This is a genomic window from Pseudomonas sp. CH61, assembly GCF_059429415.1.
Window position 1 is genome coordinate 2,349,235 of sequence record NZ_CM182098.1, and the last position, 25,798, is coordinate 2,375,032.

At 60.4% G+C, this 25,798-nt stretch carries 20 protein-coding genes and 1 tRNA gene; 9 read left to right on the forward strand and 12 right to left on the reverse strand.

The window, feature by feature from the left end:
* Positions 1–4 precede the first annotated feature (4 nt).
* Together AC5SEM_RS10500 and AC5SEM_RS10505 are read left to right on the forward strand one after the other, a co-directional pair.
* The gene (locus AC5SEM_RS10500) at positions 5–1,924 is read left to right on the forward strand and encodes a hybrid sensor histidine kinase/response regulator (RefSeq protein WP_495472888.1); all 1,920 of its coding nucleotides are present in this window, start codon (positions 5–7) and stop codon (positions 1,922–1,924) included.
* A 77-nt stretch (positions 1,925–2,001) separates the two neighbouring features.
* Positions 2,002–2,538: a hypothetical protein gene (locus tag AC5SEM_RS10505; protein ID WP_016983364.1), complete on the forward strand. Its 537-nt coding sequence runs from the start codon at positions 2,002–2,004 to the stop codon at positions 2,536–2,538.
* 389 nt (positions 2,539–2,927) lie between these two features.
* On the opposite strand, the gene AC5SEM_RS10510 is transcribed toward AC5SEM_RS10505, so the two are convergent.
* From AC5SEM_RS10510 to AC5SEM_RS10525, 4 genes are all read right to left on the reverse strand, one after another.
* Complete coding sequence (locus AC5SEM_RS10510; protein ID WP_016984229.1) at positions 2,928–3,224, reverse strand: hypothetical protein; 297 nt, start codon at positions 3,222–3,224, stop codon at positions 2,928–2,930.
* A gap of 187 nt (positions 3,225–3,411) precedes the next feature.
* The gene (locus tag AC5SEM_RS10515) at positions 3,412–4,755 is read right to left on the reverse strand and encodes a cation:proton antiporter (RefSeq protein WP_495472889.1); all 1,344 of its coding nucleotides are present in this window, start codon (positions 4,753–4,755) and stop codon (positions 3,412–3,414) included.
* A 160-nt stretch (positions 4,756–4,915) separates the two neighbouring features.
* Positions 4,916–5,773, reverse strand: coding sequence for a glucose 1-dehydrogenase (locus AC5SEM_RS10520; RefSeq protein ID WP_108224535.1), 858 nt, complete (start codon positions 5,771–5,773; stop codon positions 4,916–4,918).
* Positions 5,774–5,985: 212 nt separating this feature from the next.
* Positions 5,986–7,140, reverse strand: coding sequence for a MalY/PatB family protein (locus tag AC5SEM_RS10525; protein ID WP_495472890.1), 1,155 nt, complete (start codon positions 7,138–7,140; stop codon positions 5,986–5,988).
* 323 nt (positions 7,141–7,463) lie between these two features.
* Here AC5SEM_RS10525 and fdnG point away from each other — a divergent pair, with 323 nt between their 5' ends.
* The 7 genes from fdnG to AC5SEM_RS10560 all read left to right on the forward strand — a co-directional run bounded on the left by fdnG (position 7,464) and on the right by AC5SEM_RS10560 (position 16,679).
* Positions 7,464–10,529 carry a formate dehydrogenase-N subunit alpha gene (gene fdnG, locus AC5SEM_RS10530; protein ID WP_495472891.1) on the forward strand — a complete coding sequence of 1,022 codons (3,066 nt, stop codon included), beginning with the start codon at positions 7,464–7,466 and terminating at the stop codon, positions 10,527–10,529.
* Positions 10,530–10,543: 14 nt separating this feature from the next.
* A complete protein-coding gene (gene fdxH, locus AC5SEM_RS10535) occupies positions 10,544–11,479 on the forward strand; it encodes a formate dehydrogenase subunit beta (RefSeq protein WP_008082738.1) in 936 nt (311 codons plus the stop codon).
* A complete protein-coding gene (locus AC5SEM_RS10540; protein ID WP_495472892.1) occupies positions 11,476–12,141 on the forward strand; it encodes a formate dehydrogenase subunit gamma in 666 nt (221 codons plus the stop codon). The genes fdxH and AC5SEM_RS10540 overlap by 4 nt, the downstream gene beginning before the upstream one ends.
* Before the next feature lie 3 nt (positions 12,142–12,144).
* Positions 12,145–13,071, forward strand: a complete 927-nt coding sequence (gene fdhE, locus AC5SEM_RS10545; protein WP_495472893.1) for a formate dehydrogenase accessory protein FdhE — start codon at positions 12,145–12,147, stop codon at positions 13,069–13,071.
* Positions 13,072–13,251: 180 nt separating this feature from the next.
* Positions 13,252–14,664, forward strand: coding sequence for an L-seryl-tRNA(Sec) selenium transferase (gene selA, locus AC5SEM_RS10550; protein WP_495472894.1), 1,413 nt, complete (start codon positions 13,252–13,254; stop codon positions 14,662–14,664).
* Positions 14,661–16,577 carry a selenocysteine-specific translation elongation factor gene (gene selB, locus AC5SEM_RS10555; RefSeq protein ID WP_495472895.1) on the forward strand — a complete coding sequence of 639 codons (1,917 nt, stop codon included), beginning with the start codon at positions 14,661–14,663 and terminating at the stop codon, positions 16,575–16,577. The genes selA and selB overlap by 4 nt, the downstream gene beginning before the upstream one ends.
* Positions 16,578–16,583: 6 nt before the next feature.
* Positions 16,584–16,679: transfer RNA gene (locus AC5SEM_RS10560), tRNA-Sec, on the forward strand.
* 157 nt (positions 16,680–16,836) lie between these two features.
* On the opposite strand, the gene AC5SEM_RS10565 is transcribed toward AC5SEM_RS10560, so the two are convergent.
* The 8 genes from AC5SEM_RS10565 to AC5SEM_RS10600 all read right to left on the reverse strand — a co-directional run bounded on the left by AC5SEM_RS10565 (position 16,837) and on the right by AC5SEM_RS10600 (position 25,649).
* Positions 16,837–17,196, reverse strand: coding sequence for a DUF6124 family protein (locus AC5SEM_RS10565; protein ID WP_371043435.1), 360 nt, complete (start codon positions 17,194–17,196; stop codon positions 16,837–16,839).
* Between the two features lie 472 nt (positions 17,197–17,668).
* A complete protein-coding gene (locus AC5SEM_RS10570; RefSeq protein WP_150811839.1) occupies positions 17,669–18,028 on the reverse strand; it encodes a DUF6124 family protein in 360 nt (119 codons plus the stop codon).
* Positions 18,029–18,649: 621 nt separating this feature from the next.
* Complete coding sequence (locus tag AC5SEM_RS10575; RefSeq protein WP_495472896.1) at positions 18,650–19,171, reverse strand: hypothetical protein; 522 nt, start codon at positions 19,169–19,171, stop codon at positions 18,650–18,652.
* Positions 19,168–19,689, reverse strand: coding sequence for a hypothetical protein (locus tag AC5SEM_RS10580; RefSeq protein WP_495472897.1), 522 nt, complete (start codon positions 19,687–19,689; stop codon positions 19,168–19,170). The genes AC5SEM_RS10575 and AC5SEM_RS10580 overlap by 4 nt, the downstream gene beginning before the upstream one ends.
* Entirely contained in the window at positions 19,686–20,339 is a 654-nt protein-coding gene (locus AC5SEM_RS10585) for a hypothetical protein (protein WP_495472898.1), read from the reverse strand. The genes AC5SEM_RS10580 and AC5SEM_RS10585 overlap by 4 nt, the downstream gene beginning before the upstream one ends.
* Positions 20,340–20,629: 290 nt before the next feature.
* Entirely contained in the window at positions 20,630–21,925 is a 1,296-nt protein-coding gene (locus AC5SEM_RS10590; RefSeq protein WP_495472899.1) for an OprD family porin, read from the reverse strand.
* Positions 21,926–22,256: 331 nt separating this feature from the next.
* Positions 22,257–23,960, reverse strand: coding sequence for an amidase (locus tag AC5SEM_RS10595; protein ID WP_495472900.1), 1,704 nt, complete (start codon positions 23,958–23,960; stop codon positions 22,257–22,259).
* A gap of 306 nt (positions 23,961–24,266) precedes the next feature.
* Positions 24,267–25,649: an aspartate aminotransferase family protein gene (locus AC5SEM_RS10600; protein ID WP_495472901.1), complete on the reverse strand. Its 1,383-nt coding sequence runs from the start codon at positions 25,647–25,649 to the stop codon at positions 24,267–24,269.
* Positions 25,650–25,798 lie beyond the last annotated feature (149 nt).

Genomic DNA, 25,798 nt, shown 5'->3' on the forward strand with positions numbered 1-25,798 from the left:
TGTGATGAGCGAGAAAAACAAGACCGCGGCGATCGAAGAGATGCGTTTTCGTCTGCTGATCGATGCGGTGGTCGACTATGCGATCTACATGATCGATCCCGACGGCATCATCACCAGTTGGAACTCCGGCGCCAAACGCTTCAAGGGCTACGAAGAAGCGGAAATCCTCGGCGAGCATTTCTCTCGCTTCTATACCGCTGACGATCGCGCCGCCGGTCTGCCGCAACGGGCGCTCGATACCGCCATCCGTGAAGGGCGCTTCGAGGGCGAGGGCTGGCGGGTACGCAAGGATGGCACCAATTTCTGGTCGCACGTGGTCATCGATCCGATCATTGATCCCAGCGGCAAATTGCTCGGTTTCGCCAAGATCACCCGCGACCTGACCGACCGCAAAATGGCCGAGGAAACCCTCAAGCAAAGCGAGCAGCAATTCCGCTTGCTGGTGCAGGGCGTCACCGACTACGCGATCTACATGCTCAGCCCCGAAGGCCGGGTCAGCAACTGGAACCAGGGCGCCCAGCGGATCAAAGGCTATCTGCCGGAAGAAATCATCGGCCAGCACTTTTCGATCTTCTATACCCCCGAAGACCGCGAACTCGGCGAGCCGCAACGGGCGCTGGAAATCGCCACCCGCGAGGGCCGCTTCGAGAACAAGAGCTGGCGCATGCGCAAGGACGGCACACGGTTTCTCGCTCATGTGGTGGTCGATGCGATTCGTGGCGATACCGGCACTTTGCTCGGTTTTGCCAAGATCACCCGCGATATCACCGAAGCCCACCAGGCGCAGCAAGCGCTGGAGAAAACCCGGGAAGCGTTGTTCCAGGCGCAGAAGATGCAGGCCATCGGGCAGCTCAGCGGCGGCATCGCCCATGACTTCAATAATCTGCTGACGGTGATTCTCGGCAATCTGGAAATCGTGCAAAAACGCATGGGTGACGATGCGAAAATCAGCCGGTTGCTGGAAAACGCCACTCAGGGCGCATTGCGCGGCGTGTCGCTGACCCAGCGCATGCTGGCCTTTGCCCGCCGTCAGGAACTGAAAACCGAGTCGGTCGATATTGCGCAACTGGTCCAGGGTATTACCGGGTTGTTGCGCAGTTCGCTGGGGCCGGGCATTCGCATCGATACGCGGTTTCCTGCAGATCTGGAGCCGGTGCTGGCGGACACCAATCAGCTGGAACTGGCCTTGCTCAACCTGGCAACCAACGCCCGCGACGCCATGCCCGACGGCGGTACGGTAAGCATCACTGCTGAACCGCAAGTGGTGCTCGAACTCAGTCATTCGGATCTACCGGCAGGTCGTTACGTTTGTCTCAGCGTGATCGACAGCGGGGAGGGCATGGATGAGCACACACTGGCCTCGGCCAGAGATCCGTTCTTCACCACCAAAGGCTTGGGCAAGGGCACCGGACTGGGATTGTCGATGGTCCACGGCTTCATGGAGCAACTGGGTGGGCGTTTCGTCCTCAAGAGCGAAAAGGCCCAAGGCACCACGGCTGAACTGTGGATTCCGGTGGCCGTCGAGGGCTCGACCAGCAAGCCGCTGCTGCCACACGCCGAGCCGGTGGTGGTGCCAAGGCTCAGCGTGCTGGTGGTGGATGACGACTCGCTGGTGTTGACCAGCACCAGCCTGCTGCTCGAAGACCTTGGCCATCGGGTGGTCAGTGCGACGTCTGGTGCGCAGGCGCTGGCGTTGTTCGATCAGGGTGAAGTCATCGACTTGATGATCACCGACATGGCCATGCCGCAGATGAGCGGCGCGCAAGTGGCCCACGCAGTGCGTCTGCTCAAACCGGATCTGCCGATCATCCTGGCCACCGGTTACGCCGAGCGTCTGGAAGGTTTTGCTGCGCAACTGCCACGCTTGCCCAAGCCGTTCACGCAAATGAATCTGGTGGCGATCATTGCTCAATCGATGAAGTGAGGCGGCTGTCAATCGTTCTGAACTTGCGCGCCGGTGGGGATTTCTAAATGTTTTCCCCAACCCGGAGCGTGCATCTTTTGTCTCGCATACTGACTGAGCCCACCGCTGAAGAAACCCTGACCGAACATGACGCGAAAATGTTCGGCTCACCCAAGGAACGGCTGGATTTCTATCGCCGGGAGATCCAGTACGAAACCAGCATCCTCGCCAACCGCACCGATGCCTATCTGGCGGCGCAGTCGTTTCTGGTGATTGCCTTTGCTTCGTGCATGGCCAACCTCAACCCGGAGTGGGGCAAGTTATTTACGTTGGTGGTGCCGCCGTTTCTGGCACTGCTCGGGCTGCTCAGCTCGCTGAATGCCTGGCCGGGGATTCGCGCGGCGTACGACATCATCGATCACTGGCATTTCAAGCAGAGCCACTTGCTGCACAGCGAGCCGCTGATGGGCCTGGCGTATGACGAATCACCGCTGTTCAGCGAGATGGAGTCGAGCCACAAGGGGTATCGCAAGTCGCTGTTGTTTTCGGTACGTACACCGTGGATTTTTGCGACGTTCTGGGTGTTGCTGGGGAGTTATGCGGTATTTATTCAGGTGACCAATCCGGGGGGGTGATTGGTCTTCACGCAAAAGCCCGGCTTATATCGCCGGGCTTTTTCATTCGCTCGGATTTTGTGTTGCCATTCAGATCGATCCCCCTCACCCCAGCCCTCTCCCCCAAGGGGGGCGAGGGGGAAGGGAGCAGATCTTCGTTGTACTCAAAATCTGCGTTCGACTCGGTATCTCAGGTCGGCGTATCCCGACCATTCAACTCGGTCAGTTCCCTCTCCCTCCGGGAGAGGGCTAGGGTGAGGGGCTGTCAGGGTTCACTCGAAAAGGAGTCGATCTCCGTTGTGTTCAGAATCTGCGTTCAACTCGGTATCTCAAGTCGGCGTACCTCAACCATTCACCTCGGTCAGTTCCCTCTCCTAGGGGAGAGGGCTAGGGTGAGGGGCTGTTCTGGCTCACTCCACGGTCTCAAGCTCTCGACGCAACGCCACCGAGTTCTGCGACGACATCGGGATCGGCGGGAAGTCTTCGTTCAACACACACAAATGATCGATAGCATCTTCAAACATCGAGTCGGCTTTCTTGCGCAGCGCCCGGTAGTGCTCAAACTGTTCAATGTCCATATCAGCCACGTCAAGCAGCGCATTGGCCGCTCGATTAAGCGTATGGGCGTTATCGAACAATTGACGATTGCGTTCCAGAGCCAGTGCTCTGCAAGCCTTGATTTGTGCCGGAGTCGAGCATTCTTTCATGACCGTAACCTTATTCTTCAAGGATTCCTTTAACAGGCTTAAACGCCGCAGTGGAACCGAACCTGCCGGGCCCCGCCTGATGTTTCCGGCGAGGGGTTATGCTTGTGACTGCCGGCCATTACGCAGGGATCCATTTTTTTACAGAAAAAAATTCGATCAATCAGCCGATAAAGCTCTGAATTAAAAATCAGGTTTTTAGTTTCTTGTGCTGCTCATAGCGAGCGAGGATCGGTTGCGTGCTGATCCCGTGGAGCAAAATGCTCAGCGCCACCACCGACAAGGTCAGGTCGGTACACACGCTGGCCACGGTGTCGGTCAGCCCGTGATTCAAGGCATAAAACAGATAGAACAGGCTACCGATCCCGCGAATGCCGAACCAGCCGATCAACAGCTGTTGCCGCCCCTCCAGCAACGCGCCCCACGGCATCAGTGCGACGCAGGCCGGGCGGATCAGGCAGAACAGCACGCCGCCCACCAGCAACGCTCGCCAGTCCCAGTGCGCCACCAGCACCACGCCGAGCAGGGTCACCAGAAACACCTCCATGGCGCGTTCGACCAGACTGCCGAACGACAGCATATCGCCCATCATGATCCCGGCGGCGACCTGGCTGCTTTCCAGCCGTTCGGTGTCGCCGTGCACCGCGTGTTGCGGTTCGACGTTCTGATGGCCGACCACCGGTTGCACCAGATGCTCGGCAGGTGTTTGGCTGGCGCCGGTGGATTTCACCTCGACCTGACGCAGGCCCAGCCCGGCCGCGAACACCGACAGGAAGCCGTAACCGCCGATGGCTTCGGCGACGACATAGGCTAGGGCAATCAACGACAACGCCAGATAATCATTGGGGCTGAGCGTTCTGTCGTCATTGTGGATACGCAGCGACAAAGTCACGCGGCCAATACCGCGCCCCATCCAGTAACCGGTGAGCAATCCGGCAGGCACCGCCCACAATAAACTGCGCAAGACCCAGCCCTGCCACTCGGCGGCAGAGCCGTCGCCGTGAATCAGCAACAAACCGAGTATCACGAACGGAAACGCCACCCCGTCATTGAGCCCTGCCTCACCCGACAGGCCGAAACGCACGCTGTCGACATCCCTGGCATCGTTGACCTGCACCAGCGCCGCCAGCACCGGGTCGGTCGGCGCCAGAATCGCGCCGATCAACAGCGACGGTCCCCACGGCAAGCTCAAGCCAAAGTGCAGCAGCAGACAAACGCCGACAATGGTCAACACCATCACCGGTCCGGCGAGGCCAAAAGCAATCCGCCAACGCTTGTCGCGCAGGGGCAAACGCAACTTCAAACCGCAGACGAACAGGGAAAACAGCACCGCGACTTCCGTCAGGTGCTCCATCCACAACGAGGCGTTTTCCAACGACAGTTTCAGCAGATCGAGGCCGCTGGGGCCGATGCCGATTCCCAGCAGCAAACATACAGCTGAAGTGGTCACCGGCATCCAGCGCAGGTACGACGAGGTCAGTGCCAAGGTCAACAGCACGGCGCCGAGCACCGCCACCCACACGACAAAACTCATGATGTGCCGCCCTCAGTGATTAATGACGGCCGCCTGCAGAGACCCTTTCGCTTCTGACGCCGCTCCTGTAGAAGCTGCCGCAGGCTGTGATCCTTTGACCTTGTTTTTAACATCGAAATCAAAAGATCGCAGCCTGCGGCAGCTCCTGCAGTGCGTTTACTCACAGCATCGGTTTACCACCGGTCACGCCATAGCGCTGGCCGGTGATGTAACTGGCTTCGTCCGAGGCCAGCAGCACGTAGATCGGCGCCACCTCCACCGGTTGCCCGGGGCGGCCGAGCGGTGTGTTTCCGCCGAAGTTTTGCACTTCTTCATCGGGCATGGTCGAGACGATCAGCGGCGTCCAGATCGGTCCGGGTGCCACGCAGTTCACGCGAATCTCTTTCGGCCCGAGCATTTGCGCCAGACCGCCGGTGAAGTTGGCAATCGCGCCTTTGGTGGTGGCGTAGGCGAGCAGGGTGGGTTTGGGCATGTCCGAATTGACCGAACTGGTGTTGATGATCGATGCCCCTGCACCCATGTGTTTGATCGCCGCCTGACACAACCGGAAAATCGCGGTGATATTGACGTCGAAGGTCATCACCCATTCGTCATCGGGGATTTCCTCGAAGGTTTCGTGGGTCATCTGGAACGCGGCGTTGTTGACCAGCACGTCGATGCGGCCGAAGCGCTCGACGGTCTTGTCGACCAAGGCCTGGCAGTGGGATTTCTGCGCGATATCGCCGGGCAACAACAGACACTGACGCCCGGCTTGTTCGACCCAGCGTGCGGTTTCTTTGGCGTCTTCGTGTTCATTCAAATAGGCCACAGCGACGTCAGCGCCTTCCCGGGCGAATGCGATGGCCACCGCGCGGCCAATGCCGCTGTCGGCGCCGGTGATCAGGGCAATCTTGCCGGCCAGTCGCCCGGAACCGACATAGCTTTGCTCGCCGCAATCGGGATAGGGCTCCATTTTGCGTTGCGAACCTGGAACGGCTTGGGCTTGTGCGGGGAAGGGTGGTTTTGGATAGTCGGTCATCGCGGGTCTCCGAGGTCTCATGGCTGGTATGGGTGGTTGACCCGGTGCGTTTGCCGTGAGTTCGATCGGATTTACGACGAAGATTTTGCGTGAACATACATTCCCTGTAGGAGTGAGCCTGCTCGCGATAGCGGTATTTCAGTCAACAATGATGTTGAATGTCAGGACGCTATCGCGAGCAGGCTCACTCCTACACGGGGGATGTGGTGCTCTTAAATGTTGCGGTGGGTCAGCGCGCGCTCCATACGGGCGATGCCTTCTTCGAGCAACGAGCGCGGGCAGCCGAAGTTCAGGCGCACGAACTGCTGATGTTGATCGCCAAAGTCCAAACCTGGGCTGAGCCCCACTTTGCCCTGCTCAAGGAAGAACTGCTGCGGGTTGTCCAGATCCAGCGCCGAGCAATCCAGCCAGGCCAGATACGTGCCCTGCGGCACATTGATGGTCACGCCCGGCAAGCGGCTGCGTACGGCGTCAACCAGCCAGTCGCGGTTGGCCTGCAGATAGGTTTTCAACTCGGCCAGCCATGGCGCACCTTCGCTGTAGGCGACGCGGGTGGCTTCCATGCCCAGCGGGTTGACGCTGTCGACCATGCCGCAACGGGCGTGGTTGACGCGTTCGCGCAGGGCGGCATTCTGGATGATCATGAACGAAGTCTTCAGGCCGGCGATGTTGTAGGCCTTGCTCGCCGACATCAGGGTGATGGTACGCTCGGCGATCTCCGTGCTCAGCGACGCGGTCGGAATGTGCACGCGACCGTCGAAGCACAGTTCGGCGTGGATTTCGTCGGAGATGATCCAGGCGTCCTGCGCCGCGCAGATATCCGCCACCGCTTGCAGTTCCTCACGGCCAAACACCTTGCCGATCGGGTTGTGCGGGTTGCTCAGCAACAGTGCGCCGCCACCGTTCAGCGACTCACGCAGTACGTCCAGCGGGGTGGCGTAGGTGCCGTCGGCTTGTGCGACGAACTCCAGCTCGACCTTGTTCAACCCCCAATGCCCCGGCGCGTGGCGCAACGGTGGGTAGTTCGGCACCTGCACCACGACATTCTGTTGTGGCTGCATCAACGCTTTCAAAGCCATGTTGAAACCGGACTCGACGCCTGGCAGAAAGATCAGCTCTTGCGGTTTGACCTTCCAGGAAAACTTGTTCCAGAGGTCGGCGACGATGGCTTCGCGCAGGTTGTCCTGCGCCACGCTGTAGCCCACCAGTGGATGCAGCAGGCGTTGTTGCAGCGCCTCGATGACCACCGGCGGCGCGGCGAAATCCATATCAGCGACCCACATCGGCAACACCTCGGCCGAATAGCGGCTCCACTTGGTGCTGCCGGTGTTGTGGCGGTCGAATACCTGATCAAAATCGAAAGTCATGCGCGGTCTCGTGAAGGCGGGATTGGTCCTGCGGGCATGATAAGCCCATGGCCGTGCAGGAGCACACAAAACCTGTGGGAGCGAGCCTGCTCGCGAAGGCGGTGTGCCAGTCAATATTTGTCTCAACTGAAAGGGCCTCTTCGCGAGCAGGCTCGCTCCCACAGGTTTTCCAGTGCATGACCGATTGTCGCCGACGGTCGGTTTTCACACGGATCGTGTGGTCATTGTCTACAGTGAAAAGGTCGGCACTCAATTGCCGCAACCGTGATTGTCCAGATAAAACCCGGCTCAAGTACCGGGTTCCACCTGATCAGGAGTGCACGATGGATCTCAGCCGTCGTCAGTTCTTCAAGGTCGCCGGTATCGGCCTTGCAGGCTCGAGCCTGGGCGCGTTGGGCATGGCCCCGACGTCAGCCTTTGCCGAGCAGGTGCGCCACTTCAAGCTTGCCCACACCCATGAAACCCGCAACACCTGCCCGTATTGCTCGGTCGGCTGCGGTTTGATCATGTACAGCCAGGGCGATACCGCGAAGAACGTAGCGCAAAGCATCATTCACATCGAGGGCGACGCCGACCACCCGGTCAACCGCGGCACCCTCTGCCCGAAAGGCGCAGGCCTGCTCGACTTCATTCACAGCCCCGGCCGTTTGCTCTACCCGCAAACCCGCAAACCGGGCAGCAGTGAATGGACGCGGATCAGTTGGGACGAAGCGCTCGATCGCATCGTCGACCTGATGAAGACCGACCGCGACGCCAACTTCATCGAGAAAAATGCCAACGGGCAAACGGTGAATCGCTGGCTGAGCACCGGGTTCCTCGCAGCCTCGGCGGCGTCCAACGAAGCCGGTTACATCACCCAGAAGGTGATTCGCAGTCTCGGCATGCTGGGGTTCGATAACCAGGCGCGTGTCTGACACGGCCCGACGGTGGCAAGTCTTGCCCCGACGTACGGCCGTGGTGCCATGACCAATACCTGGACCGATATCGCCAACGCGAATCTGATCCTGGTGATGGGTGGCAACGCAGCAGAAGCGCATCCGTGCGGCTTCAAATGGGTGACCGAGGCCAAAGCGCACAACGCTGCGCGGCTGATCGTGGTCGATCCGCGTTTTACCCGAACCGCTTCGGTGGCCGACTATTACGCGCCGATCCGCACCGGCACCGACATCGCCTTCATGGGCGGGCTGATCAATTACCTGCTGACCGAGGACAAGATCCAGCACGAATACGTGCGCAACTACACCGACGTGTCGTTCATCGTCAAAGCAGGCTATGGCTTCGAAGACGGCATCTTCAGTGGTTACGACGTCGCCAAGCGCAGCTATACCGACAAGTCTGGTTGGGGTTACGAGCTGGGCGACGACGGCTTTGCCAAAGTCGACCCGACCCTGCAAGACCCGCGCTGTGTCTATCAATTGATGAAGGTGCATTACAGCCGCTACAACATCGACCTCGCCAGCCAGATCTGCGGCATGCCGGTCGACGCCATGCAGAAAATCTGGGAAGAGATCGCCACCTGCTCGATGCCGGGCAAGACCATGACGATTCTTTACGCCTTGGGCTGGACGCAGCACTCGATCGGCGCGCAGATCATTCGCAGCGCGGCGATGGTGCAACTGTTGCTGGGCAACGTTGGCATGCCCGGTGGCGGCGTGAATGCCTTGCGCGGTCACTCGAACATTCAGGGCCTGACCGACCTTGGCTTGCTCTCCAATGCACTGCCGGGCTATCTGACCTTGGGCCAGGACAGCGAGCAGGACTACAACGCCTTCATCCACAAACGCACGCAAGTCCCGCTGCGCCCGGGGCAATTGTCCTATTGGCAGAACTACAGCAAATTCCACGTCAGCCTGATGAAGTCGTGGTACGGCGCCAACGCCACCGTCGAGAACAATTGGTGCTACGACCATTTGCCGAAACTCGACATCCCCAACTACGACGTCCTGAAGATGTTCGACTTGATGAGCCAGGGCAAGGTCAACGGCTACTTCTGCCAAGGCTTCAACCCGATCGCTGCACTACCGGACAAGAACCGCGTGATGGGCGCACTGGCCAAGCTGAAATGGCTGGTGGTGATGGATCCGCTGGCCACCGAAACCTCGGAGTTCTGGCACAACGTCGGGCCGTACAACGATGTGAAAACCGACGAAATCCAGACCGAAGTCATTCGCCTGCCGACCACCTGTTTTGCCGAAGAGGACGGCTCGCTGGTCAACAGCAGTCGCTGGCTGCAATGGCACTGGAAGGGTGCCGACGGCCCGGGCGAAGCGCAGACCGACATCCGCATCATGAGCGAATTGTTCCTGCGCCTGCGCAAGCGCTATCAGGCCGAGGGCGGCAAATTCCCTGATCCGCTGTTGAAACTGACGTGGCCATACAAGATCCCTGACGAGCCTTCGCCGGAAGAGCTGGCCAAGGAAATCAACGGCAGCGCTGTTGCCGATTTCACCGACGCCACGGGTGTCGCGGTCAAGGCCGGCTCGCAACTGGCCGGATTCGGCTTGCTCAAGGATGACGGCAGCACTGCATCCGGCTGCTGGATCTTTGCCGGTAGCTGGACCGAGGCCGGTAACCAAATGGCGCGGCGCGACAACAGCGATCCGTTCGGCATGCACCAGCATCTGGGCTGGGCGTGGGCCTGGCCGGCGAACCGGCGGATTCTCTACAACCGCGCTTCGGCGGACGTCGCCGGCAAACCGTGGGATCCGAAAAAACGCTTGGTGTGGTGGAACGGCAAAACCTGGGGCGGCACCGATGTGCCGGACTACAAGGCCGATGTGCCGCCAGAGGCGGGGATGAACCCGTTCATCATGAACCCCGAAGGCGTGGCGCGGTTCTTCGCCGTCGACAAGATGAACGAAGGCCCATTCCCCGAGCACTACGAGCCGTTCGAAACGCCGATCGGCATCAACCCGCTGCACCCGCAAAACAAGAAGGCCACCAGCAACCCGGCGGCGCGGATCTTCGATTCGGTCTGGGAAACCCTCGGCGAGGCCAAGGACTTCCCGTACGCCGGCACCAGTTACCGGCTCACCGAGCATTTCCACTTCTGGAGCAAGCACTGCAAGTTGAACGCGATTGCTCAACCCGAGCAGTTCGTCGAAATCGGTGAAGTGCTGGCGAAAGAGAAGGGCATCGCCGCCGGTGATCGCGTGCGCGTCAGTTGCAAACGCGGCTTTATCGAAGCGGTGGCGGTGGTGACGAAGAGGATCCGGCCGTTGCGGGTCAACGGCCAGGTCGTGCATCAGATCGGCATCCCGCTGCACTGGGGGTTCACCGGCCTGACGCGTCACGGTTACCTGACCAACACCCTGGTGCCGTTCCTCGGCGATGGCAATACACAGACCCCGGAATCCAAGTCATTCCTGGTCAACGTGGAGAAGCTCTGATGGAGAATCTTTAAATGGCCAGCCAAGACATCATTGCCCGCTCGGCCACCACCACGGTGCCGCCATCGGTGAGGAATCAGGAGGCGGTCGCCAAGCTGATCGACACCACCAAATGCATCGGCTGCAAAGCCTGCCAAGTCGCCTGCTCGGAATGGAACGAACTGCGCGACGAGGTCGGCCACAACCACGGCACCTACGACAACCCGCAAGACCTCAGCGCGGAAACCTGGACGTTGATGCGCTTTACCGAGCACGAAACCGACGCCGGCAACCTCGAATGGCTGATCCGCAAGGACGGCTGCATGCACTGCGCCGAGCCCGGTTGTCTGGCGGCGTGCCCGAGTCCCGGCGCGATCATCAAGCACGCCAACGGCATCGTCGATTTCGATCAGGATCACTGCATCGGTTGTGGTTATTGCATCACCGGTTGCCCGTTCAACATTCCGCGCATTTCGCAGAAGGATCACAAGGCTTACAAATGCACCTTGTGTTCGGATCGCGTGGCGGTAGGGCTGGAACCGGCCTGTGTGAAAACCTGCCCGACCGGCGCCATCGTTTTCGGCACCAAGGAAGACATGAAGGAACACGCCGCCGAACGCATCGTCGATCTGAAAAGCCGTGGCTTTGAAAACGCCGGTCTGTATGACCCGGCCGGTGTTGGCGGGACGCACGTGATGTACGTGTTGCACCACGCCGATACGCCAACCATCTATGCCAATCTGCCGCAGGATCCGGCGATCAGTCCGTTGGTGGGCTTGTGGAAAGGCATCAGCAAACCGTTGGGCCTGTTGGCCATGGGCGCGGCGGTGCTGGCCGGGTTCTTCCACTATGTGCGCATCGGTCCGAATCGCGTTGAAGAGGATGAACATCCGACGCCACCCGACACCTCGGTGCACGTCGTCGACCCGGCGGTGCACACCTTCGATCCACGCGGGGAGGACCGGCCATGAGCAACAAGACGATCCTGCGTTACACCGCCAACCAGCGCACCAATCACTGGCTGGTGGCGATCCTGTTTTTCATGGCCGGGCTGTCCGGGCTGGCGTTGTTTCATCCGTCGCTGTTCTGGCTGAGCAACCTGTTCGGCGGTGGGCCGTGGACGCGAATTCTGCATCCTTACATGGGCGTGCTCATGTTCGTGTTGTTCCTCGGACTGGTGCTGAATTTCTGGCGGGCGAATTTTTTCATCAGCAACGACGGTAAATGGCTGCGGCGCATTGATCGGGTGCTGGTCAACGACGAAGAAAGCGTGCCCCCAGTGGGCAAATACAACGCCGGGCAAAAGCTGCTGTTCTGGACTTTACTGCTGTGCATGCTCGGTTTGCTGTTCACCGGGCTGGTGATCTGGCGCGCCTGGTTCAGTGCGTATTTCGGCATCACCGTGATTCGCTGGGCAATGTTGTTGCATGCGCTGGCCGGGTTCATTCTGGTGCTGAGCATCATCATTCACATCTACGCCGGGCTGTGGATCAAGGGTTCGGTCGACGCGATGATGCACGGCTGGGTGAGCCGCGCCTGGGCGAAGAAACACCATGGACTCTGGTATCGCGAGATCACCCGCGATGAACGCCAACCGGACGTGCCGGAGCGACCGATCACCAAAAAGGGCTGACGTTTGCCAACCATTCTTGAACCTGGGGAAATCGAAGCGGCGGCGAGTTCGCCGCCGTTTCTGCATCTGCCGCCTTCGAATCTGTTTGCGCTGCGGGCTGATCGACTGGAGCAACTGGCCGAGGGGCATGCGCTGGCTGACTATCTGCGGCTGATTGCCGGGTTGTGTCGGGTGCAGCAGCAGGTATTCGATGATCCGCCGCTTGTGGCGCCTTTTGATCAGCAACGGATCGAGGCTTGTCAGCAGCATGGTTTGCCGCCGTTTGCGGCTGATACCTTGGTGCGCGAAGAGGGCTGGCAGGCTTATCTCGAAGCTTTGCTGCAGCGTTATGAACCTGATGAACAGCCCGCCGTCATCGAGGCGGTGACAACGTTGCGGGTCGCCAGTCCCGGCCAGTTACGTGCATGGGCCGTGGCGTTGGTCAGCGGTCAATATTCGATGGTGCCGGCGCAGTTGGTGCCGTTTCTTGGCGCGGCACTGCAAGTGGCGTGGAGCCACTGGCTACTCAGCGCGGCGAATCTGCAACTGAAACCCGGCGACAGCCTCAGCCAATGCCCGGCCTGTGGTTCACCGGCCATGGCCGGGGTAATCCGTCATCGCGGCAAGCACAACGGTTTGCGTTATCTGGTCTGCTCGCTGTGTGCCTGTGAATGGCATGTGGTGCGGGTCAAGTGCGTGTACTGCGAGTCGAGTAAGGGGCTGGATTATTTCAGCCTTGAGAACGATCGCCATGCGGCCAATCAGGCGCCGATAAGGGCGGAGGTCTGTCCGGGTTGTAACAGTTATCTGAAACTGGTGTATCTGGAAAACGATGCTGATGCGGAGGCGTTGTCGGCGGATCTCAGCAGTTTGTTACTGGACATGCGTCTGGCCCAGGACGGTTATCAGCGGCTGGCACCGAATCTGTTACTGGCCCCGGGAGACGAATGACGAGAGCAAAACTGTGGGAGGGAGCCTGCTCCCGAAGGGGCCATTTCAGTCACATCCACACTAACTGGCACACCGCTTTCGCGAGCAGGCTCGCTCCCACAGTGCGTCTACACTTCTGAAACCCTTGTGGGAGGGAGCTTGTTCCCGAAGGGGCTGTTTCAGTGGAATCAGGAGTGGCTGATGTCTTCCAGCGTTGCCCTGCGGTTGCCGTCTATTGACGGCTTGTTGCGTCACCCGGCGTGCGCGCCGTTGGCCGAGCGTTACGGCCGGGATTCGTTACTGACGGGGCTGCGTCAACTGCTCGATGAGCTGCGGCCCGGCGTGTTGAGCGGGCAGTTGTCCGCCGTTGAAATCGGCGCCGAAGTCCTTGCCGGCCGAGTCGGCGAACGCTTGGCGCAACAGCAGCGCAGTCAGGTTCGTCGGGTGTTCAACCTCACCGGCACCGTCCTGCACACCAACCTCGGCCGCGCCTTGTTGCCCGACGAAGCCATCGACGCGGTGCAAATGGCCGCGCGATATCCGCTCAATCTGGAATTCGATCTGGCCAGTGGCAAACGCGGCGATCGCGATGACCTGATCGAAGGCCTGATCCGCGAGCTGACCGGCGCCGAAGCCGTCACCGTGGTCAACAACAATGCCGCCGCCGTGCTGCTGACGCTCAACAGTCTGGGCGCGCGCAAGGAAGGCATCATTTCCCGTGGCGAGCTGATCGAAATCGGCGGCGCCTTCCGCATCCCCGACATCATGGCCCGCGCTGGCGTGCGTCTGCACGAAGTCGGCACGACCAATCGCACTCATGCTCGTGACTACGAAGCAGCGATCAGCCCACGCAGCGGTTTGATCATGCGTGTGCATGCGAGCAACTACAGCATCGAAGGTTTTACCGCGCGGGTGCCGACCGCTGAACTGGCGGAGTTGGCCCATCGACATGGCTTGCCGTTGCTGGAGGATCTGGGCAGCGGCAGCCTTTTGGATCTGACCCGTTGGGGGTTGCCGGCCGAACCGACGGTGCGTCAGGCGCTGCTGGAGGGCGCGGACATCGTTACCTTCAGCGGCGACAAACTGCTCGGTGGCCCGCAGGCGGGATTGATCGTCGGGCGCAAAGAACTGATCGCGAAGATCAAGAAGAACCCGCTGAAACGCGCATTGCGGGTGGACAAGTTGACCTTGGCGGCGCTGGACGCGGTGCTGGGGTTGTATCGCGATCCGGATCGCCTCGCTGAACGTCTGCCGAGTCTGCGGCTGTTGACCCGCCCGCAAGCTGAGATATTCGCCCAGGCTTCACGCCTGCAACCGGCGTTGGCTGAAGTTTTGGGTTCGCTGTGGCAAGTCAGCGCAGTCGAGGCCTTGGGCATGATCGGCAGCGGCAGCCAACCGGTCGCGCGTTTGTCGAGTGCGGCGCTGTGCATGCTTCCGCAAGTATCGAAGCGTTTGCGCGGTCGCTTTCTGCTTAGTCTGGAAGCGGCGTTGCGGGCCTTGCCGATCCCGGTGCTCGGTCGTATCGACGATGATGCGCTGTGGCTGGATTTGCGTCAGCTCGACGATGAGCCGGCGTGGCTCGGGCAATTGCCGCAGTTGCAGGTCGATTCATGATTGTCGGCACAGCAGGGCACATCGACCACGGCAAAACCTCGCTGCTGCAAGCCCTGACCGGACAGACCGGCGACCGCCGCCCGCAGGAACGCGAACGCGGCATGACCATCGACCTTGGCTATCTCTATGCCGAACTGGAACCGGGCGCGGGGCTGACCGGGTTTATCGACGTCCCCGGCCACGAGAAATTCACTCATAACATGCTGGCCGGCGCCCAAGGCATCGATCTGGTGTTGCTGGTTGTTGCCGCAGATGACGGCGTGATGCCGCAGACCCGCGAGCATCTGGCGATTGTCGAATTGCTCGGCATCCCGCGCGCTTTGGTGGCGATCAGCAAATGCGACCGCGCCGAAGCGGGCAGGGTGGAAGAGGTTCAGCGGCAGGTGCTCGATCTGCTGGCCCTAGGACCGTTTGCCGAGGCGCCGATCCTGACCGTGTCGAGCCTGAGCGGGCAGGGTATTGATGGGTTACGCGCGGTGTTGCTGCAGACGCAAAGTGAAGTGCACCAACGTAGCCGTGAAGGTGGTTTCCGCTTGGCCATCGACCGCGCGTTCAGCGTTGCCGGTGCGGGGATTGTCGTGACCGGAACGGCGTTGTCGGGCGCGGTCGCTGTCGGCGACAAACTCACCCTCGGGCCATCCGGGAAAACCGTGAGAGTGCGCGGCTTGCATGCGCAGAATCAGCCCGCTGAACACGCCGTCGCCGGGCAGCGAGTGGCGTTGAACCTCACCGGCGAACGCCTCGAACTGGCGCAGATCCATCGCGGTCAGTGGCTGCTGAGCGAGTGGCTGCACGCGCCGACGCAACGGGTCGACATCGACTTTCAACTGCTGCCCGGCGAGCGCACTTTCGAACACTTTCATCCGGTACACGTGCACATCGGCACGCAAGATGTGATCGCAAGGGTGGCGTTGCTCGAAGGCCCGCGCTTGAGTCCCGGCGAGCGCATGTTTGCGCAACTGCTGATCAACGCGCCGGTGCACGCGGTGAAAGGTGATCGCTTGATCCTGCGCGACCAGAGCGCGCAACGCACCTTGGGCGGCGGACAGGTCCTTGACCCGTTCGCCCCGGCGCGACAACGTCGCAGCCCCGAACGTCTCGCGCAACTGCACGCCTTGGTTTCGGGCGACGAGTTCGAACAGGTCCTGCCCGTGTTGCTCAACTACAGCGCGGGTGGCCTCGACCCGCAGCGGCTTGAACGCCAATTCAATCGCCCGCGCGCAACCTGGTCGTTAGCGGAAAACGTGCGCCTGATCGACACCCGCCAAGGCCCGCTGCTGTTCAACGTCCAGCGCTGGGCACAGTTGAAATTCACCTTGCTGGAACAACTGGCGCAGTTCCATGAACTGGAACCCGATCAGATGGGCCCGGACCGCGATCGCCTGCGGCGCTTCAGTGGTCTGGCGCTTGAGCGTTCGACGTTTGTCAGTTTGCTGGATGAATTGCTCACCGCCGGATCGATCCAGTCAAGCGGCCCGTGGCTGCATCTGCCGGATCATCAGGTACGCCTGAATGCCGAGGACGAAAGCCTCTGGCTGGAATTACAACCGTTGTTCGAACAGGCCGGTTTCGACCCGCCATGGGTGCGCGACATCGCGAAACTGCTCGGGCAGGACGACGCCGTCGTACGCCTGCTGCTACGCAAACTGGCCCGGCTCGGTCTGATGCATCAAGTGGTACGCGACCTGTTCTTGAGCGACGTGCAACTGCGCCAAATGGCCGAAGTGCTGGTCAACCTCGCCAAGGAAAATCCGCAGATCCAGGTGACAACCTTCCGCGATGCGCTAGGCTTGGGACGCAAACGCAGTATTCAGTATCTGGAATATTTCGACCGCGTCGGCCTGACCCGACGCCTCGGCGAATCCCGCCAGATCCGCCCCGACAACGCACTGGCTAACGCCGACGCACAATAAGTTAAAGGAAGGCAATCGCGCCCGGTGGCGCGGCCGGGCTTCAAACCCGGTTGGGGACGGCATCCGTTCCCGGGCAGGTTCGACTCCGGCTGCCTTCCGCCAGTTTCCAAAAAGCCAAAGAACGGCTGCCGTAGATTGATCGTTCCCACGCTCCGCGTGGGAATGCAGCACGGGACGCTCTGCGTCCCATCCAGAGCCGAACGCGGAGCGTCCGTTGAGGCATTCCCACGCAGAGCGTGGGAACGATCATTGAGGCCCGCTACTGTGGCACCTCCAGATTATCCATCACCCGATTCACCGCCAGCTCCCCGAGCATGATCAATTGCGCGATCCCCAACAGCGTCCTGCGCTGCGACGCGGGGATGAGGTGGGCGAAGTCATGGGCGATGGTTCTGGCGGAGGCGAGTGTTTCGCTGGCATCGGCCAGCAGTTCCTCGTTTTTGAAGTCGGCGGTGACGGCGTACATCCGGCGGGTTTTACGCGGTGGTGGCGTGGAACCGGGTGGGCAGAGGTAGTGATCGAGGGCGCGTTCGGCGGCGTCGTTGAGCTTTTTTGAATCGAGGGATTCGTAGGGGGAGGCGAGGTCGGTTTCGGGTGGGTTGGGTGTTGGTTTGATCATGGTGAAGCTCCTTGAGATGTGGAGCCGTCATTCCATCGCTGCTAAACGGATAGGGTGGCGGCTGTACGCGGGTTAGCAGACCAGGCTCAAGGATCCCGGCGCACCGAAGTGCCCCACGCAAAGCCGCCATAACGTAATGGCGAAACTCGCCTGCCTTGAAATTTGCCGAGCTGCTAAACCCGATCGCTGATTCGTCAGCGACCGCACCACAATAGAACCCGCCCCCAAGGCGCACAAGCCGGCGGATTCTGGCGTAGCTGTAGGCAATGGCGCAAGGGTGTGTAGCCTAGAAGGCGTGTCGGGAGGTGTCTTTTAAACGCCTGAGTTTAAAAGCCGATTTGCGCTGACCTCACTGGCCCCTTCGTGAGCAAGCTCACTCCCACACTTGGAATGCGTTTCCCTGTGGGAGTGGGCTTGCCCGCGAAGACGTCAGCCGCTGCACCGACTCATTCAAGGCTTGTCACAGCCCTTGCTACTGGGGCAACTCCAGATTATCCATCACCCGATTCACCGCGAGTTCGCCAAGCATGATCAGCTGCGCGATGCCCAACAGCGTCCTGCGCTGCGACGCGGGTATGAGGTGGGCGAAGTCATGGGCGATGGTTCTGGCTGAGGCGAGTGTTTCGCTGGCATCGGCCAGCAGTTCCTCGTTTTTGAAGTCGGCGGTGACGGCGTACATCCGGCGGGTTTTGCGTGGCGGAGGGGTGGAGCCGGGTGGGCAGAGGTAGTGATCGAGGGCGCGGTCGGCGGCGTCGTTGAGCTTTTTTGAATCGAGGGATTCGTAGGGGGAGGTGAGGTCGGTTTCGGGCGGGTTGGGTGTTGGTTTGATCATGGGTAAAGCTCCTTGATTGCTGGAGCTGACACATTTCGCTGCGAAACGAAGAGAGGTGGCAGCTGTACGCAGGTTCGCAGACCGGGAATCAAGGTACCCGGCATACCCGAAGGTATCCCGCGCACAGCCGCCATGAAGCACCGTTGCATAAATCTTGATAGCAACGATTGGGAGCGCTGTGCGCCTTGATTGGTCCGGGCTGCGAAACCCGATCGCTGATTCGTCAGCGACCGACCCACAATAGAGCCCACCCCCATGGCGCACAAGCCGGCGGATTCTGGCGTAGCTGTAGGCAATGGCGCAAGGATGTGTAGCCTCGAAGGCGTGTCCAGAGGTGTCTTTTAAACACCTGAGTTTAAAAGGCGATTTGCGCTGATTTCACTGGCCCCTTCGCGAGCAAGCTCGCTTCCACAGGGAAACGCATTCCAGATGTGGGAGCGAGCTTGCTCGCGAAAGGGCCATCCCGGTCAGCAGAAAAACGTCGATCAAGCCCCACTGTTTAAATCACTGGTTAAATAAATCTTTACCCTTTTCTCTGGGGGCAAACGGGGTCTGTCCCTGATAAAGGGCTCGCTCCCACAGGGGATTTGCGTTGTTCCAGTTGAATCCGCGTTCATCCCCTCACGGCTGATACGGAATCACCTTGTCTTTGTCCATTTCCACCAGCAACTGATCAAGCATCTGCCGCTTGTTTTCAAACGCTGGAATCGGCACGTACCAGGTGATGACACTCCAGCCTTCGCGCGAGTAGTTGTAGGTCTTGAGCAGTTCGCCGTCCTTGAAGACCGAGCCGCGCAGGTTGTCCTGGTAGTGATAAGGCATGGGAAAGGTGAACAAGGTGAAGACGTTCACCAGCGCCAGCCAGTTGACCTTGCCGTCGTGCGGTTCGGTGATCAACAGGCTGTAGCCGTTGCGGCTGTAGCCACCGTCGAGCATGGAAAAGGCACCGGTGTTTTTCAGGGCACTGATGGTTTCGCGCTGATGCTGTTCGTCGATTCGGCTGTAGGCCGGTCCGAGCCCGAGTGTGACCGGTACGTAGGCGGTGCTGGCCTTATAGTCGAGCGGTTGCAGGGTATTGGCGCAACCGCCCAGTGTCAGCAGGGCGAAGAGCAGGGCGGCGGGTTTGATGAAGTTGAGGTTCATTGCGCAGCCCCGGCGGCAGGGATCAGACGATCATGCTGGACGTCCTGGGCAAACGCGCGGGCAATGCGGCTCAGGTTCTGGCCTTCCAGTTCGCCGCCCTGATCCAGCAGCCAAGTGTATTTCTGCGTGGTGTTGCGGTAGCTGTATTGCTTCAGGCGCTTATCGCCCTGATACACGGAGAACTGCGCCTCAGTGTTGTATTCCTTGGACAACGGCAGTGTGAACAGGGTAAGGCAGCTGAGCATCACCAGCGGAAACGGCGGAAACTCACGCTGCATGTTCAGTTTGATCTGCACGCTGTATTCGTCACCTTTGGCGGTACCGGTCTGGACGTCACGGAACACCCCGGTCTGGCGCAGATGATTGCGCAGGGTCGAGGAGTTCATCGGGTCATCGACCATGACGTGGATCGGCATCAGATAATCCTGACCGTCGGCGAGGGTGCGCTCAGGCAAGGTGTTGGTGGCCGTGCAGCCGGTTAACAGCGCGGCGGTACTGAGGGCGATGATTTTTTTCATGGTTTGACGTCCACGGCCACACCCGGAGTGGGGCCGGTAAAGATGTAGGGTTCGGCGCGTTTCAGATCGAGTTTCAGCGGTTGCAGCGTTGGCAGCCCCTGGGTCATGCGCTGAGCGATCGCTGCGTCACGGGCGTTCTGGTCGCTCCAGCGGAACGCGCAGAAACCGGCGGTCAGGCAGAACGAGCGAAATTCGCCGATGTAATAGGCCTTGCCGGGTTCAAGGCGCATCGGCAGGTTGAATTTCTCTCGCGCTTCGGCCGAGGTGAAAACAGTGCCGAGCCCAGGCTGGTATCGGGCGGAAAAGAACTGGAAGTCATAGAACTCGTAGTCGCCCGGCTTCAGTGGCAGTACGAATACACTCGCCGCGCCGACGCCATCCTGAATGTCCTGAGGCGTCGAGTAGGCACCGGCCAGTTTCCAGATACCGGCCGCGCCATATTCAGAACCGCGCTTGCGGAAAAAAATGCGCTGGTTGTCAGCGGCAGGGAATTTGACTGACTGCGGCCCGATCGAGCCGACGAGGTAGCTGACCGGCTCGTTGGCTTTGGGTTGCAACGGCTCGCTGACCCACGAGGCGCTTTCGGTAATGCAGCCGCTGAGCGTCGCGGCAAGCACAAGCGCGGCGCCTAGTTTGAATAACTGGAACATGTACTTCCCTGAATCTGCGTGTGTTGATTGACGACAAATCGGGAAGGTCAATCAATGCCTTCCTGGCTTGGCGTTTTTTGGCGGGTGCGCAGGATAAGGGAGGTGATGGCATTTGGCTAGCTGTGAAAGGTATGTTGCGTACACGGATGTTTGGCTGAAACTCAAACCTGTGGGAGTGAGCCTGCTCGCGATAACGGTGTATCAGTCAGCATGAATGTTGCTGGAAAAACGCTATCGCGAGCAGGCTCACTCCTACAGGGATAGCGTTTCAAATCGGGATGGGTGGTGGGTTAGAAACCCAGCGGGTACTGGATCACCACGTAAATCCGGTCAATGTCATCACCGGCCTGTGCCTCATTGGCCCGATGTGAAACATGCGAGACCTGCACCGACAGATCCTTCGCCGCGCCCGATTGCACGATGTACTTCAAATCGATATCGCGTTCCCAGTGCTTGCCGCCGTCACCTTGCTGCGGCTGGTAACTATCGCTGTCAGGATCGAACGGGTTATAGGCACCACCCTTGGGCGCGTGGGTGCCGTCGATGTGGCTGCCGGAGACGTAGCGGGTCATGAAGGTCAGGCCGGGGATGCCGAAGGCGCCGAGGTCGAGGTCGTAGCGCGCCTGCCAGGAACGTTCGTTGGCGCCGTTGAAGTCGGCGTATTTGATCGAATTGGCGAGGTAGATCGAGTCGCCGCCAACGAAATCAAACGGCGTGTCGCCGTTGATTCTTTGCCAGCCGAGCATCACCGCGTGGGGGCCGAAGGCGTATTTGCCGGACAGGCTGAACGCGCTGTTGTCGATGGCGCCGGCCAGTGCGCGGCCGGTGTCGCGGGTGTGGTAGAGGTTGGCGTCGAGCAATATGCCGGATTGCTTGAAATGCAGATTGCCGTAGTACTGGTGCCAGGTGTCGCTGAGTTCAGACACGTACAACGCGCCGCCAATCGGGGTGTCAGCGAACAGGTCGGCGCCGAGAAAACTGATTCCACCGGCCTCGGTATTGGCGCCGTAACCGTAGAAGTCGCCTTTGCCGGATGAGCTGTCCTGATTCTTGAACGCGGTGAAATGCCCTGCTACCAGATTGAGGTGATCGAACTCGGCGCTGTTGAGCAGAAAACCTGTGGCGTACTCCGGTTGCAGGCGTTTGTCGGAGGTGTCGAACACCGGGGTTTCCACGGTCATTTCGCCGAAGGCGAGGGTGGTGCGCGAGGCTTTCAGCTTGAGCGCGCCGCCGGCGCTGGAGTAATCGTTTTCGCTGCGACCGTCGCTGTCGACTGGCAGTAGACCGGTGCCGGAATGGCCCCGACCTCCGTCCAGTTTCAGCCCGGTGAAGGCGTGGGCGTCAATGCCGAAACCGACTGTTCCCGCTGTGAAACCAGATGAGAAGGTGCCGATAAAGCCCTGAGCCCATTCCTGTTTGTAGTTTTTGCCGGACGGTGAGGGAGAGCGGTAGTCGTTGCTGAGGAAGAAGTTGCGGCTGAGGATTTCGCTTTTGGCGTCGTCGAAAAAACCGCTGGCGTGGGCGGTTGGGTTCAGACCGCAGAGCAGCGCGAGGAGGGTGAGACGCAAAGGGGCGCGGTCGATCATGGTCGGTGGCCAGCGGCAATGAAGGTGGCCTGGATGATCGAGGGATTTCAGCGCCGGGGATTGAGCGGATGTGCTGAATGAACGGCATCACACAACCCCCTGTAGGAGTGAGCCTGCTCGCGATAGCGGTGTGTCAGTCTCGATAAATTTAACTGACAGACCGCTATCGCGAGCAGGCTCACTCCTACAGGGATTTGGGTTGAATGGGGATTTTGTGGCGGAGCTGAAACCTGTGGGAGCTGGCTTGCCAGCGATGGCGGTGTGTCCGTCAAGTTTATTCTGGCTGACACACCACATCGCGAGCAGGCTCACTCCTACAGTTTTGATCGCGTTACGACAGTGGCGGCGTACGCGGCGGGATCTGGCGTTTGCTGCCGGTCGATTCAAACGCAGCGGCGAAACGCAGCAGGTTCGAGTCGTCGTAGGCGCGGCCGGCGAAGGTCAGGCCGACCGGCATGCCGATGTCGGCCATCACGCCCATCGGCACGGTGACGGTCGGCACGCCGAGGTGACGGATCGCGAGGTTGCCGTTGGCCACCCAGATGCCGTTGCTCCAGGCGATGTCGGCTGACTCAGGATTGACATCGGCGTCCACCGGGCCGACATCGGCGACGGTCGGGAACAGCACGGCGTCGAGGCCCAGCTTGTCCATCCACTCCTCAAGATCAATACGTCGAGTCTGCTCGAGACCGCGCAGGCCGTCGGGTACGGTAGAGATTTCATTCCACGGCGTGATGCCGCGTTCAGCCATGCGCACGTATTCATCCATGCCCGCAACCAGATCGCCCTCACGGTTAGGCAGCGTGCCCGGTTCGTGCGGGAAGATTTTCGGCCCGTCGACGTCGACCAAACGATTGAGTTTCGGGTCGCCGTTGGCTTGCAGGAAGTCGTCGAACGCCCACGCAGTCAGGTCCCACAGCTCATGGTGAAGGAACTCTTTCGAGACCAGACCACGGGTGAATACGGTTGGCGCACCGGGACGATCGCCTTCGCAGTTGGAGACCAGCGGGAAATCGGTTTCGACGACTTCGGCACCGGCCGCTTCGAGGGCCTGGCGCGCCTGCTTCCACAAGTCGATTACCGAAGCGCGGGTATTGATGCGCTGGCCGGTCGGGCCACCGATGCCCGGTGCTGCGCTGGTGCCGGCTTCAGGGTCGGCATTGATGAACATGCGCGGCACGGCAAACCGTTTGCCGGCCAGCGCTTTGGCGTCGGCGGCCAGATCGGCGTAAGCGACGGGGCGCACTTCGTTGACGCTCGGAATCGGCACCCACGGTTGCAGGCGCCAGAGGTCGCCACGGGTGTCCGGGTCTTCGGCGACGACGATGTCGAGGACTTCGAGCAGGTCAGCCATGGTCCGCGCGTAAGGCACGACCACGTCCATGGTCGGCGTCAACGGCCAGTTGCCGCGCACCGAGATCACCCCGCGCGACGGCGTGTAGGCGCACAAACCATTGTTCGACGCCGGGCCACGCCCGCTCGACCAGGTTTCTTCAGCCAGACCGAACGCAGCGAAACTCGCGGCCGTGGCGGTACCGGCACCGTTCGACGAGCCGGAGGCAAACGGCGCAGTCAGGTAATCGGCGTTGTAAGGGCTTTCAGCGCGACCGTAGACGCCGCGCTGCATGCCGCCATTGGCCATCGGCGGCATGTTGGTTTTGCCCAGGCAAATTGCCCCGGCCGCGCGCAGGCGTTCGATGGTGAAGGCATCGCGATAGGCGACCAGATCAGCGAAGGCCGGGCTGCCGGACGCGGCGGTGAGGCCCTTGACCAGATAGCTGTCTTTGGCGGTGTAGGGAATGCCATCGAGCGGGCCAAGGGTTTCGCCTTGGGCGCGGCGGGCATCCGATGCGAGAGCCTCGTTCAACGCTTCAGGGTTGCGCACGACCACGGCATTCAGCGCCGTTGGGGTGTCGGCGCCATCGTAGGCATCGATGCGTGCGAGATATGCCTGCACCAGTTCGACCGCAGTGGTCTGGCCGGACTCGAGCGCGGCGCGCAGTTGGGCAATGGAAACTTCGGTGACTTCGATCATGCGCTCACCGCTGTTTGAATTTGGGTGTTTTTCCTGGAATGGGTGTTCATATCGGTTCTCGTTGCACAGCTTTACGCGACAAGGTTTAAGACTGGCGCCTATTTAACACCAAGCGGCGTGCGGAGTAATCGACGGGATTGATCTCCCACCGAGTTTCTCTCCGGCCGGCCCCTTCGCGAGCAGGCTCGCTCCCACAGGATCGCATTTCAAACAGGCATCCAGGCTGCCAAAGTGGAATGCATTCCAAATGTGGGAGCGAGCCTGCTCGCGAAAGCGTCAGCCCGGCCAACCCATCACTTGAGCCGATCACAAAACGCCGTACTCCCGCGCCGTCCGATCCACCGCAATCCGCGTCCTGTCGATCAGCTCATCCAGCTCCGCACGCGTGGCCACCAGCGCCGGCGCCATGATCATCCGCCCCAATGTCGAACGAATGATCAGTCCTTCCTCAAAGCCAATCGTGCGGCAACGCCAGGCGATATCATTTTCATTGGCAAAGCGCTTGCGGCTGGCCTTGTCTTCAGCAAACTGCAACGCCGCCACCAGACCAACGCCCTGAATCTCACCCACCAACGGGTGATTGCCGAACACCTCGCGCAGGCAGTTTTGCAGATATGGTCCGGTATCGGATTTCACCCGAGTGACCACGCCTTCATCACGCAAGGCCTTGAGGTTGGCAATCGCCACGGCAGCCGCCACCGGGTGCCCTGAATAGGTCAGGCCGTGGGCAAACACGCCGCCTTTTTCCACCAGCGCCTCGGCCATGCGCCGCGACAGAATCAAACCGCCCATGGGGATGTAGCCGGAGGTCAGGCCTTTGGCGATCGACAACGTGTCCGGCTCAAACCCGAACGTCTGATGCGCAAACCATTCGCCGGTACGGCCAAACCCGCCAATCACTTCGTCAGCACACAGCAACACATCGTACTTACGGCAGATACGCTGAATTTCCGGCCAGTACGTCACCGGCGGAATGATCATCCCACCCGCACCCTGAAACGGTTCGGCGACAAATGCGGCGACCTTGTCGGCGCCCAGTTCGAGAATCTTGTCTTCCAGTTGCCGCGCGGCTTGCAGGCCAAATTCTTCCGGGCTGAGATTACCTTCGTGGGCGAACCAGTACGGTTCATCGATATGCGCCACATCAGGAATGGTGCCGCCCATCTCGTGCATGAACTTCATCCCGCCCAGCGCCGTCGCGGCGAGGGTCGAGCCGTGGTAGCCGTTCCAGCGGCCGATCATGATTTTCTTCTCGGGCTTGCCCATCACCTGCCAGAACTTGCGTACGGTGCGGATCAGCACTTCGTTGGCTTCGGAGCCGGAGTTGGTGTAGATCGCGTGGCTGTAATGCTTGGGCAGCAGGCTGAAGAGCAGCTCGGACAGCTCGATCACCGCCGGGTGAGTGGTGTGGAAGAACATGTTGTAGTAGGGCAGTTGTTCCAGCTGCGCGGTCGCAGCGGCGGCGAGATCCTTGCGCCCGTAACCGAGGTTGGTGCACCACAGGCCGGACATGCCGTCCAGGTAACGCTTGCCGTCGTTGTCCCACAACGCCAGCCGATCGCCGCTGACCATCACCCGCGGGCCTTCCTCGTTGAGGGCCTTCTGATCGACGAACGCGTGGATGTGGTGAGCAGCGTCAGAGGCTTGGTAATCGCGGGTACTGCGGGTCGAATCGAATTCGGCGGACATGGCGGATCTCCAGAGCAAAGGGTAAGTGAGTGAGTTCGTTGCAGCGCTGCACGGAGAAAGTTTTGTCATCTAAAAATATTTTTGTAAAGAAAATGTTTGTCGGTGAAAAAAGATCTCCGTAGGCTGAGGGCCATTGGCAAGGATCATCA

What these genes read in the sequence shown, in the direction of transcription:
- AC5SEM_RS10565 (WP_371043435.1), bottom strand. Translation starts at nt 17,196, where the DNA reads ATGATCAAACCAACACCCAACCCACCCGAAACCGACCTCGCCTCCCCC.
- AC5SEM_RS10595 (WP_495472900.1), bottom strand. Translation starts at nt 23,960, where the DNA reads ATGATCGAAGTCACCGAAGTTTCCATTGCCCAACTGCGCGCCGCGCTC.
- AC5SEM_RS10590 (WP_495472899.1), bottom strand. Translation starts at nt 21,925, where the DNA reads ATGATCGACCGCGCCCCTTTGCGTCTCACCCTCCTCGCGCTGCTCTGC.
- AC5SEM_RS10585 (WP_495472898.1), bottom strand. Translation starts at nt 20,339, where the DNA reads ATGTTCCAGTTATTCAAACTAGGCGCCGCGCTTGTGCTTGCCGCGACG.
- AC5SEM_RS10500 (WP_495472888.1), top strand. Translation starts at nt 5, where the DNA reads ATGAGCGAGAAAAACAAGACCGCGGCGATCGAAGAGATGCGTTTTCGT.
- AC5SEM_RS10540 (WP_495472892.1), top strand. Translation starts at nt 11,476, where the DNA reads ATGAGCAACAAGACGATCCTGCGTTACACCGCCAACCAGCGCACCAAT.
- selA (WP_495472894.1), top strand. Translation starts at nt 13,252, where the DNA reads ATGTCTTCCAGCGTTGCCCTGCGGTTGCCGTCTATTGACGGCTTGTTG.
- AC5SEM_RS10525 (WP_495472890.1), bottom strand. Translation starts at nt 7,140, where the DNA reads ATGACTTTCGATTTTGATCAGGTATTCGACCGCCACAACACCGGCAGC.
- AC5SEM_RS10580 (WP_495472897.1), bottom strand. Translation starts at nt 19,689, where the DNA reads ATGAAAAAAATCATCGCCCTCAGTACCGCCGCGCTGTTAACCGGCTGC.
- AC5SEM_RS10600 (WP_495472901.1), bottom strand. Translation starts at nt 25,649, where the DNA reads ATGTCCGCCGAATTCGATTCGACCCGCAGTACCCGCGATTACCAAGCC.
- AC5SEM_RS10575 (WP_495472896.1), bottom strand. Translation starts at nt 19,171, where the DNA reads ATGAACCTCAACTTCATCAAACCCGCCGCCCTGCTCTTCGCCCTGCTG.
- AC5SEM_RS10570 (WP_150811839.1), bottom strand. Translation starts at nt 18,028, where the DNA reads ATGATCAAACCAACACCCAACCCGCCCGAAACCGACCTCACCTCCCCC.
- fdxH (WP_008082738.1), top strand. Translation starts at nt 10,544, where the DNA reads ATGGCCAGCCAAGACATCATTGCCCGCTCGGCCACCACCACGGTGCCG.
- selB (WP_495472895.1), top strand. Translation starts at nt 14,661, where the DNA reads ATGATTGTCGGCACAGCAGGGCACATCGACCACGGCAAAACCTCGCTG.
- AC5SEM_RS10515 (WP_495472889.1), bottom strand. Translation starts at nt 4,755, where the DNA reads ATGAGTTTTGTCGTGTGGGTGGCGGTGCTCGGCGCCGTGCTGTTGACC.
- AC5SEM_RS10510 (WP_016984229.1), bottom strand. Translation starts at nt 3,224, where the DNA reads ATGAAAGAATGCTCGACTCCGGCACAAATCAAGGCTTGCAGAGCACTG.
- AC5SEM_RS10520 (WP_108224535.1), bottom strand. Translation starts at nt 5,773, where the DNA reads ATGACCGACTATCCAAAACCACCCTTCCCCGCACAAGCCCAAGCCGTT.